This is a genomic window from Rheinheimera sp. UJ51 (genome assembly GCF_020819615.1).
Taxonomy (GTDB): domain Bacteria; phylum Pseudomonadota; class Gammaproteobacteria; order Enterobacterales; family Alteromonadaceae; genus Alishewanella; species Alishewanella maricola.
In genome coordinates, this window is record NZ_JAJHOG010000004.1 from 213,640 (window position 1) to 223,963 (window position 10,324).

The following is a 10,324-nucleotide window of genomic DNA, read 5'->3' on the forward strand; positions in this document are numbered from 1 at the left end:
CCTTAGGCGTGTTAGGCGTCCAATTGTTTTTTAAGTTGATAGAGTAAATCTAACGCCTGACGGGCGCTCAGTTCATCTGGGTCGATCTGTCTTAATTGCGCCAGTAGCGGGTGCTCTGCTTCTAACAACGGCAATTGTGCTTCACTGCCCGTTGCCGGCTTTGCGGCGACACTGGGTTGCAGTTCCAGTTGGTGCAGTTTTTGTTTCGCTTGTTGGATCACAGCCTTGGGTACACCGGCAAGTTGTGCCACTTGCAAACCAAAACTCTTACTGGCGGCACCGTCCTGCACATTATGCATAAACACAATATGCTCACCATGCTCTACTGCATCTAAATGGACATTCGCAACGGCGGGTAGCTGTTCGGCAAGATCGGTTAATTCAAAGTAATGGGTGGCAAAAAGCGTTAAGGCTTTAATTTTTTTCGCTAAGTAATCGGCACAGGCCCACGCTAAACTTAAGCCATCATAGGTGCTGGTGCCTCGGCCAATTTCATCCATCAACACTAAGCTTTGAGCGGTGGCATGATGTAAAATGGTTGCTGTTTCGGTCATCTCAACCATAAAGGTCGAACGCCCCGAAGCCAGATCATCAGACGCGCCAATTCGGGTAAAAATCCGATCGACGGGGCCGATGACCGCCGAGGCGGCAGGCACAAAACTGCCTATAGCGGCCATCAGCGTAATGAGTGCGGTTTGTCGCATGTAGGTTGATTTACCGCCCATATTGGGGCCGGTAATCATTAACATGCGCCGTTCTGCGTTTAAGCGCAGGGGGTTTGCAATAAAGGGCTCACTTAAAACGTGTTCGACAACCGGATGTCGCGCTTGCTGCAAGTGAATGCCGATGTCTGTACTCAACTCTGGCCGACAATATTGATGCAGTACCGCGCATTCTGCCAAACTGGCTAATACATCGAGCTCGGCCAAGGCGTCAGCGAGGTGTTGTAATTGGGCTAAATATGGGCTTAGCAGCACAAAGAGTTGTTCGTACAGCTGTTTTTCCAGCGCTAACGCTTTGCTTTGACTACCCAGTACCTTGTCTTCATGGGCTTTTAGCTCTGGAATAATATAACGCTCATTATTTTTCAGCGTTTGGCGACGAATATAATCAGCCGGCACTTTGTTATCAGCACTGCGACCTGTTTCAATATAAAAGCCGTGTACTCGGTTGTAACCCACTTTCAGCGAGCTAATACCGGTGCGTTCCCGTTCGCGTTGTTCTAATTGGCTTAAATAATCTGTAGCGCCTTCAGCTAAGGCTCGCCATTCATCTAAGGCCGCATCGTAGCCATCGGCAATGACACCGCCATCGCGGATCAGCACCGGGGGCGTTTCAACAATGGCTCGTTGCAGTAACTCAAGCAGTTCTGGTAGCGGCGCACTGGCCTGTGCATGGCGCTGCAGTAAATCGCTGTGGGCGAGCGTTAATTGCTGCTGCAAGTTAGGCAAGGCCGTTAACGCTTGGCGCAAACGGGCAAAATCGCGTGGTCTGGCGCTTTTTAAGGCCAAGCGGGCAATCACCCGCTCTATGTCACCGATATGTTTTAACTGCGGTTGCAGGCTTTCGTAATCGTCGGTTAACTCGGCAACCGCCGCTAGCCGTAAATTGATTTTCTGTTGATCGCGCAGCGGGGCGTGGATCCAGCGTTTTAATAAACGCGAGCCCATTGGCGTTTGGCAATGATCCAGCACACTGGCCAGGGTATTGTCGGTTTGCCCAGAGAGCGTTTGGGTGAGTTCTAAATTTCGCCGAGTGGCGGCATCAAGCACAATATAATCTTCTGCCCGCTCTAACGCGATACTACGGATATGCGGCAGTTGCGCCCGTTGGGTATCATTAACATATTGCATTAAACAGCCTGCGGCCATCAACGCCACTGGGGCGTCTTCTACGCCAAAGCTGCGCAAATCGCGTGTACCAAATTGTTGGCATAATGCCCGTTCGGCAGTTGCCAAATCAAATTCCCAAATCGGCCGCCGACGGGCGCCTTTGCGTTCAATTAGCTGTGGCTGGTTAAAGTCTTCCGGATAAAGCAACTCGGCGGGATTTAAGCGTTGCAATAACGCGGCGAGATCATCAAGGTTATCAACTTGATTTAATAAAAAACGGCCGCTGCTTAAATCCAGCTGCGCTAAACCAAAATGTTGCCGGCTTTGACTAATGGCACACAATAAATTGTCGTGTTGCGCATTGAGTAAAGCTTCATCAGTAACGGTGCCGGGGGTGACAATGCGTACCACTTTACGATCAACTGGCCCTTTGCTGGTGGCGGGATCGCCAACTTGCTCACAAATCGCCACCGACTCACCTAGCTGAACTAAGCGCGCTAAATAGCCTTCTACGGCGTGATAGGGTACACCGGCCATAGGGATTGGCTCACCGGCGCTTTGGCCTCTTTTGGTCAGCGAGATATCCAATAAGGCTGAGGCCTTTTTCGCATCATCAAAAAATAGCTCGTAGAAGTCACCCATCCGATAAAACAATAAAATGCTAGGGTGCTGACTTTTCAACGCCAGATATTGTTGCATCATCGGCGTATGAGCGCTTAAGGCTTGCTCCGGTTTCTGGTCTGACGGCATAATGGTGTTATTCAGTCCCGTTGGATTATATATGACAGAGGCATCAGTAAGTTTTGACCTTGCCAGTGAGTTAGGGCAGCTATTATTGCGGAAAAACTACAGTATCACCACTGCAGAATCGTGTACAGGTGGCGGAGTTGCTTATTGGCTAACCGCTGTCGCCGGAAGTTCAGCTTATGTTGATCGTAGTTTCGTCACTTACAGTAATAAAGCTAAGCAGCAATTGTTAGCAGTACGCAGTGCCACCTTGCTACAATATGGCGCAGTGAGTGTTGAAACCGTAGCTGAAATGGCCAGCGGTGCTGCCAAAGCGGCTGGCGCTGAATTGGCGATTGCCATTTCAGGTATTGCGGGGCCGGGGGGGGGCTCGGCCAGCAAGCCGGTTGGATTAGTGTGTTTTGGATTTTATTTACAAGGCACGATAACCACGCAACAGCATGTTTTTAAAGGCGATCGGCAGCAGGTTCGTCAGCAAGCCATTGAACATGCCTTACGGCAAAGCATCTTGTTGTTGACAGCTAATTGAAACTCTACTACTGTATGCTCATACAGTGTTTACTAACTGACCGATTTTACCGGAGTAAGAGATGGACGATAACAAACAAAAAGCCCTGAGTGCCGCATTAACCCAAATTGAACGCCAGTTTGGTAAAGGTTCTATTATGCGCCTAGGTGACAGTACCGCTCTGGATATTGCGGCAGTATCAACAGGCTCTTTAGGCTTAGATATTGCCCTTGGCATTGGCGGCTTACCTTATGGCCGTATTGTTGAGATCTATGGTCCTGAATCGTCAGGTAAAACGACGTTAACCTTACAAGTTATTGCTGAAGCACAAAAAGACGGCAAAACCTGTGCCTTTATCGATGCCGAGCATGCTTTAGATCCGATTTATGCTAAAAAGCTGGGTGTTGATGTCGATAAATTATTAGTATCGCAACCTGACACCGGTGAACAAGCACTAGAAATTTGTGACATGTTGGTGCGCTCGGCTGCGGTTGACGTTGTTATTGTCGACTCGGTAGCCGCCTTAACGCCAAAAGCAGAAATTGAAGGCGACATGGGTGATAGCCACATGGGTTTACAAGCCCGTTTAATGTCACAAGCCTTACGTAAATTAACCGGTAATATTAAACGTTCAAATACCCTATGTATCTTCATTAACCAAATTCGTATGAAGATTGGTGTGATGTTCGGTAACCCAGAAACCACCACCGGTGGTAATGCTTTAAAATTCTATGCGTCAGTGCGTTTGGATATTCGCCGTATTGGTTCAGTAAAAGACGGTGATGAAATTACCGGTAACGAAACCCGCGTTAAAGTGGTGAAAAACAAAGTTGCGCCGCCGTTTAAACAAGCTGAGTTTATTATTCAATATGGTGCAGGTATCAACAAACTAGGCGAGCTGATTGATTTAGGGGTGCAGCAAAACCTTGTCGATAAAGCCGGTGCTTGGTATGCCTATCAAGGTAACAAAATTGGTCAAGGTAAGGCCAATGCCATGAAATACTTGCAAGAAAACAAAGCCATTGCGGATGAAATCGAGAAAATTCTGCGCGAGCGCTTGTTGTTAAAGCCGGGCGAAAAAGTGGTTGATGAGGCAATACCTGCTGATTTCGAAGCAGACCTATAATACTTTATAGTTAGAAAAAACCAGCAGTGATGCTGGTTTTTTTGTTTTTATGCGCAGTTAAATTGCCGCCAAAGGGCAAAGGCCGCGTTTGCGAAAGCGCACTAAACTATTGAGCTAACGCAGGATGTTGCAATCACAACCAAAACCGCTTTTTCTACTATCGGGAATAACACCCAAGCCCGCCGTTTAGCGCTGAAATTAGCTATTGCTCTGCTCACAGGCCAAGGCTACTCTAATAACGTTATTTTGGTTCAGTTTTTTTGCAATACACTAGAGTCATCGCAGTTGGTGGCGGGTAATAACAATAATGACTAAACACACCCTTTTGCTGCTTCTGAGTATTTTCGGCTTAATCAGCTGTAAGGCCGATATTAGCGTGCAAGACGAGCCAGCCGATCCGGTAGTGCAAGAATTCCCCCTCATTTTTGTGCAACGCGCGTTATTTGACGACGCAGGCAATCCTTACCAAACGAATTTGACTGCGCCAGAGCAATTTAACCCTAGTGCACAACTGATATTAAAACAAAATGCTTTTGCGCAGTCGGCAGAGCAAGCGATATTAGCGCAGTATTTCCCTGATGGCGGCTACGACGTTAAAGATCTGCTGGTATCGCCTGACGGCAATAGCCTGTTGTTTGCATTACGACCGCCGGCCTTACCAAATGTGCCCGAGGAGTTACAACCCACTTGGAGTCTGTGGCGTTATAGTCTGATTGATCAGAGTGCGGCACCGATTATCAGTAATTCCCTTATTGCGGAGCAAGGGCACGATATCAATCCCGCACTGTTAGCCGACGGTCGAATCGTCTTTAGCTCTACCCGTCAGCAAAAAGCTCGGCAAATTTTATTAGATGAATTTAAACCCCAGTACAGTGCCTTACATGAAGATTTGCAGGGGCCGGCGTTTAATCTGCATGTAATGAATGCCGACGGCAGCGAGATAACTCAAATTAGTTTTAACTTAAGTCACGATTTGTATCCATTGGTGCAAGCCGATGGGCATATTCTGTACAGTCGTTGGGATAATCAAAGCGACCGTAATATGTTTAATTGGTATCAAATGCGCCCTGATGGCTCCAGTAATCAGCTGTTGTATGGTTGGCATTCGCATCGCAGCGGGCCGAAGGACACGGTGGTGGAATTTGCCAAACCCTTGTTACTGGCCGATGGTGAGATCGCAACCTTATTAAAAAACCGCCAACAAACGCACTTAAATACCTTACCCGTGCAGATAGCCTTAGCACTGGCCAGCGATAACACGCAGCCGTTATATCAACAACAGTTAAACTTACCGGCACAGACCGCCTTGCTCCCTTGGCCTTTTGATAATAGCTTACGCGCTGAGCCTGCCGGCTTAGTGCAAAATGTCTTTGCGTTACAAGATGGCTCATCGCGTTATCTGCTCAGTTGGTCACCTTGTCGGGTCAGAGTGAATGAGCAAATCGTGCCTTGTGCGCAGGTTGATGATGCCAGTGCTTACCCCGCGGCTGATCCTTTATTTGGATTATGGTTATTCGATTTAGCGAAGCAAACCCAAGTTCCGGTGAAATTAGGAACGGAGCAGCAGTTGCTAACTGAAGCGGTGGTGATGCAGCAGTATCCGCGACCCGCGTTTTTAGCCAGTAACCCAGACGCGGATCTTACTCTGGTAGAGCGTGGCGAAGCGATTTTAGATATTCGTAGTGTTTATGATATCGGTGGGGAAGCGGTGTTGCCCATTAGCCAATTATCGGATCCGATGCAAACAAGTGCGGCACAACGGCCCATTCGTTATTTAAGCTTGATTCGTGGCGTGCCCATTCCTCCAGAAGAGGTGCGAGAGGTGCCTAATTTTGCTTATGGGGTAAACCGTCGGCAGTTGATGCGTGAATTGGTCGGTAGTACACCGGTGCAACCTGATGGTTCGGTACGAGTAAAAGTCCCGGCCAATGTGCCGTTAGCGCTTAGCTTACTGAATGCTGAAGGGCAGGTCGTTTCTGCGCAACATCAGCAATGGATCACCTTAGCGCCGGGCGAGACACTCCGTTGTAATGGTTGCCATAGCGCGACCAATACTCGGCCACACGGGCGTTTAACAGGCGAATGGCCGACGATTAATCCGGGGCCAGAAAATGCCAGTAGCGCTTTTAGCAATGCTAATCCGCAATTACCACCGAATGCCGGTGAGACCATGGCGCAAACCTTGGCACGTTTGCTAGGCGAGCCCACGTTAAGTGCCGGCTTAGCCTATACCGATCTATGGACCGATCCCGCGCGCCGTCAGCCGGATCCGCCAGAACAAAATGACTTTAGTGAGCTCGCCACTACCTTACCGGTAGGCTTGGATTGCTTTGAGCGCTGGCAAGCGGCCTGTCGTTTGCGCATTGATTATCCCACACACATACAACCCTTGTGGCAACGTGACCGTCGCCAATTTGACCCTGTAAGTAATGAACTGCTGCAAGACAACAGCTGTGTCAGCTGTCATAGCCGTAGCGATGTCGCAGGCAATGCTAGGCTGCCCGCTGCGCAGTTAGAGCTAACGGCTCAAGCCTCGGACATTCAAGCGGCACATTTAACCAGTTACCGAGAGTTGCTGAGTAATGATAACGAGCAAGAATTGCTGGGTGGGGTGCTCGTTGACCGTTTAGTGCAAGCGGTCGATGGCAACGGCAATTTAGTGTTTTTGCGAGATGCCAATGGCGAGTTGATTTTGGATGAAAATGAGCAACCGATCCCGGTCATGATCACGGTCAATGTCCCGCCCTTATTGCGGGCTGGAAATGCCCTGGGCAGTAGCCGTTTCTTCCAAACTTTTGCCCCAGGCGGGCGTCATCAGGGGTATTTGTCGCCAGTCGAATTAAGATTGATTAGCCAGTGGCTCGATATGGGCGCGCAATATTACAATTCCCCTTTTGCTGTGGAACTGCCCTAGATGCGCTTTTTAACGCAAATAGGTTGTGGGCTATTTTGTAGCTTACTGCTCGCGTTCTTACCGCTACAGGCGCAGCAAGTGGTGGTGCAACAAGATTTTGTTGAGCTACATACCGGCCCTGGTAGAGGGTATCCGATAGTGCAGGTGGTGTTAAAAGGTGACGCGCTAACATTACTCAAGCAGCGCGGGGGCTGGATCCGCGTGCAATATCGGCAACAAACATTATGGCTAGCCAGTGCCGCTCTCGCGCACCTGTATTTGCCCGAGGGCGAGCAAAGTTTGGCCAGTCTATGGCAAGTTGATCAGCCGCCAAGTGCATGGCAGTTAGGGTTGGCTGCAGGTGATTTTGCCGGTACCAGTTACTACCAACTCAGTGCCAGCTATGACTTCTCCGATGTGATTTTTATTGAACTCAGTGCTGGGCAGGGCAGTGGTCAACAAGCCAGCAGTCAACAGTTTTTAGTGCAATTGGGCGTTAGCCCTTGGCCGCACTGGCGTTGGTCGCCCTATTTTGCTTTAGGGGGGGGGGTGTTGTTAACTCAACCACGAACTATCTTGGTACAAACGCCTGAGCGTAATAGCCCCATGGCCACCATGGAATTAGGGCTGGATTATGCGCTAACCCGGCGTTTACAAGCCAATTTACGTTATCGGCGTGGCTTAATTAGCACCGAACGTGATATTAACGAAGAGACAAATACATGGTTAATCGGATTAAAGCTGGCCTTTTAGTCAGCAGTTTATTATGGCTAAGTCCATTCGTTTGCGCGCAGCAAGCAAACAGCACCACGGCACGGATTGAGCCAGAAATCGAGCAATCGCAGGTGACACCCGCTAAGCTTGATAGCGAGAATGTTGTGTTAGCGCTGCGCGGGGGGGTTATCGCCATCGAAGACTTTGGCAGTAGCGGTTTAGTGGCGCTGCAACTGGGTTACCATATCAATGAAGATTTTTATGTTAATGCTGAGTTTGCTCAAGCCAAAGCAGGGTTAACGTCTTACGAGCGCTTAAGTGGCGCTGCGGCGCCCTTATTAACTGATAGCGAACGCGAGTGGCGTTATTACGGTGCTGAGCTTGGTTACGTGGTGCTGCCAGGCCAAGTTTTTTTAGGTCGGAACTGGGCCTTTAATACAGGTTGGTCAATTTTTGCCGGTGGCGGTAATGTTGATTTCGCGGGCGACAAAGTTTTTGCAGTAAAGCTGGGGAGTCAGTTTCGTCTCTACATGACCGATTGGCTGGCACTGGATTTACAGGTAGCCGACTATGTGTTTGAAACCACGATCTTAGCCGAGAGCAAAACCACCCATAACTTACAGTTAGGCCTGGGGCTTGCGCTGTATTTTTAATATAAGGAAAGACTATGCGCACACTGTTATTAAGCCTGTTGTTAACTGTGCTGTCATACTGCGCTGTTAGCGCAAAGGTGCATGCAACCGATTCGGCACAAGCACCTGATTTTACGCTTAAGTCGTTAACGGGGGTGAATCTACGTTTAGCTGAACAACGCGGCGAGATTATTGTGTTAAATTTTTGGGCTAGCTGGTGTAGCCCGTGCCTACAAGAAATGCCCGCATTAGATCAGCTTGCCAACAAGTATCGGCCTTTGGGGGTGCAAGTGTGGGGCGTGAATGTTGAAGCGGATAGCCGTGCGGCACAAAAATATTTAAGTAAAACCCAGGTACAGTTTCCCATCTTGTTTGATACCGAGAATAGCGTATCAGAGCGTTATCAAGTACAAGCGATGCCCACTACGGTGATCATCAATCAACATGGCGATGTGTTTAGTGTGCATCGTGGTTATAAACCGGGCTATGAGCAAAAATATGAAAACGATATTAAAACCTTATTGCGCAACTAAACTGTTGCTCGTCGCTGTGACGTTAGCGGGTATGGTGGGCTGTGCCAGTGTTGAGCCATGGGTTAAACCTTATGAGCGCGCTGAATTAGCCGATCCAATTATGGCTTTTAGTCGTCATCCTATTGCCTTGCAGCACAGTGTGCATGTGCGTGACTCACGTGAAGCCGCCAAAGGTGCCGATGGCAGTGGTGGAGGCGGCTGTGGCTGCAATTAAGGCTGCGCTATGCGGTTTGTTATTGTTGCTAAGCACCGCTGGCTTTGGTGCAGTATTGCCCGATAACCGCGTTGATTTGATGCAGCATAGTTACCAAGGCGGCGGTGTTTCCATTGATGGTCCGGCATTGATGTTACGTACCAAAATTGGTACCCAGGTGTCGGTATCGGGTTTTTATTATGTCGATACTGTGTCAGGAGCCTCGATAGATGTGGTGGCCACGGCCTCAGCTTACAGCGAGACACGCATTGAGAGTCGAGTAGGGATGGATTACCTGACCGGCAACAGCATTTTATCGATAAATTACGCACAAAGTGACGAGAATGATTACAACGCCGAATCACTGTCTTTTGGCGTGTCGCACGATACTTTTGGCGGTATGACAACCCTGAGTTTAAATGCCGGCATTGGCAACGATGACATTGGTCGCAATGGCGATGCAAGCTTCAGTGAGCAGTTACGCCGCTACAGTTATAGCTTGGGGATCACCCAAGTACTGAGTAAGCGCTGGATCAGTGCCTTAAATGTTGACGTCGATATGGAGCAAGGCTTTTTAAACAATCCCTATCGCAGTGTGCGTTTTCGCGATCCCTTGGCTGAACTTGGCTATGGTTATCAATTTGAAGTGTATCCCGAAACGCGCAATAGTTTTGCGGTAGGCTTAGTGAATAAATTTTACTTACCGTATCGCGCAGCCGTGACCTTTTCACTACGTCATTACAACGACAGCTGGGATATTACAGGTTTTGATGCGGAATTAGAGTATGTGCACCCACTGGGAGAGCGTTGGGTGTTAGATAGCCATATTCGCTGGTATCAGCAAGGTGAAGCGTCGTTTTATGCCGATTTATTCGAGTTTGCTAATCAGCAAAACTTTATGGCGCGAGACAAAGAGCTCAGTGATTTTAATAATCTCAGTGTTGGCTTGGGCGCCAGCTATCGCTTTGCAAGTTGGGCTTGGTGGCCGGCGGCTAAACCCGAATTAAATATCGAGTGGGATTATATCCGCTTTAATTACAATAACTTTCGAAATGTTACGCTAATCGATACTGCCGTCGGTGCTGAGCCGTTATATCAATTAAGCGCCAATGTTTATCGGGTGTTTTTCAGTGTCTATTTTTAACG

9 protein-coding genes are annotated in these 10,324 nt (G+C 48.8%); 8 read left to right on the forward strand and 1 reads right to left on the reverse strand.

Features of this window, described 5'->3' with window-relative positions; genetic code table 11:
- Positions 1 to 11: 11 nt before the first annotated feature.
- A complete protein-coding gene (gene mutS, locus LMJ53_RS06915; protein ID WP_229585400.1) occupies positions 12 to 2,582 on the reverse strand; it encodes a DNA mismatch repair protein MutS in 2,571 nt (856 codons plus the stop codon).
- Positions 2,583 to 2,613: 31 nt separating this feature from the next.
- On the opposite strand from mutS, the gene LMJ53_RS06920 reads away from it, so the two are divergent.
- The 8 genes from LMJ53_RS06920 to LMJ53_RS06955 all read left to right on the forward strand — a co-directional run bounded on the left by LMJ53_RS06920 (position 2,614) and on the right by LMJ53_RS06955 (position 10,322).
- Entirely contained in the window at positions 2,614 to 3,108 is a 495-nt protein-coding gene (locus LMJ53_RS06920) for a CinA family protein (protein ID WP_229585401.1), read from the forward strand.
- A gap of 61 nt (positions 3,109 to 3,169) precedes the next feature.
- On the forward strand, positions 3,170 to 4,213 hold the full coding sequence (recA, locus tag LMJ53_RS06925) for a recombinase RecA (protein WP_229585402.1): 1,044 nt from the start codon (positions 3,170 to 3,172) through the stop codon (positions 4,211 to 4,213).
- Between the two features lie 307 nt (positions 4,214 to 4,520).
- Positions 4,521 to 7,127, forward strand: a complete 2,607-nt coding sequence (locus LMJ53_RS06930) for a hypothetical protein (protein WP_229585403.1) — start codon at positions 4,521 to 4,523, stop codon at positions 7,125 to 7,127.
- Positions 7,128 to 7,859 (forward strand): SH3 domain-containing protein, encoded by a 732-nt coding sequence (locus tag LMJ53_RS06935; protein WP_229585404.1) that lies wholly within the window; start codon positions 7,128 to 7,130, stop codon positions 7,857 to 7,859. It begins immediately after the preceding gene.
- Entirely contained in the window at positions 7,829 to 8,473 is a 645-nt protein-coding gene (locus LMJ53_RS06940; RefSeq protein WP_229585405.1) for an outer membrane beta-barrel domain-containing protein, read from the forward strand. Before LMJ53_RS06935 ends, LMJ53_RS06940 begins: the two co-directional genes overlap by 31 nt.
- Positions 8,474 to 8,487: 14 nt before the next feature.
- The gene (locus tag LMJ53_RS06945; RefSeq protein WP_226749636.1) at positions 8,488 to 8,985 is read left to right on the forward strand and encodes a TlpA family protein disulfide reductase; all 498 of its coding nucleotides are present in this window, start codon (positions 8,488 to 8,490) and stop codon (positions 8,983 to 8,985) included.
- On the forward strand, positions 8,951 to 9,199 hold the full coding sequence (locus LMJ53_RS06950; RefSeq protein WP_229585406.1) for a DUF4266 domain-containing protein: 249 nt from the start codon (positions 8,951 to 8,953) through the stop codon (positions 9,197 to 9,199). The genes LMJ53_RS06945 and LMJ53_RS06950 overlap by 35 nt, the downstream gene beginning before the upstream one ends.
- Complete coding sequence (locus LMJ53_RS06955) at positions 9,186 to 10,322, forward strand: DUF3570 domain-containing protein (RefSeq protein WP_229585407.1); 1,137 nt, start codon at positions 9,186 to 9,188, stop codon at positions 10,320 to 10,322. Before LMJ53_RS06950 ends, LMJ53_RS06955 begins: the two co-directional genes overlap by 14 nt.
- The last annotated feature ends 2 nt before the right edge of the window (positions 10,323 to 10,324 follow it).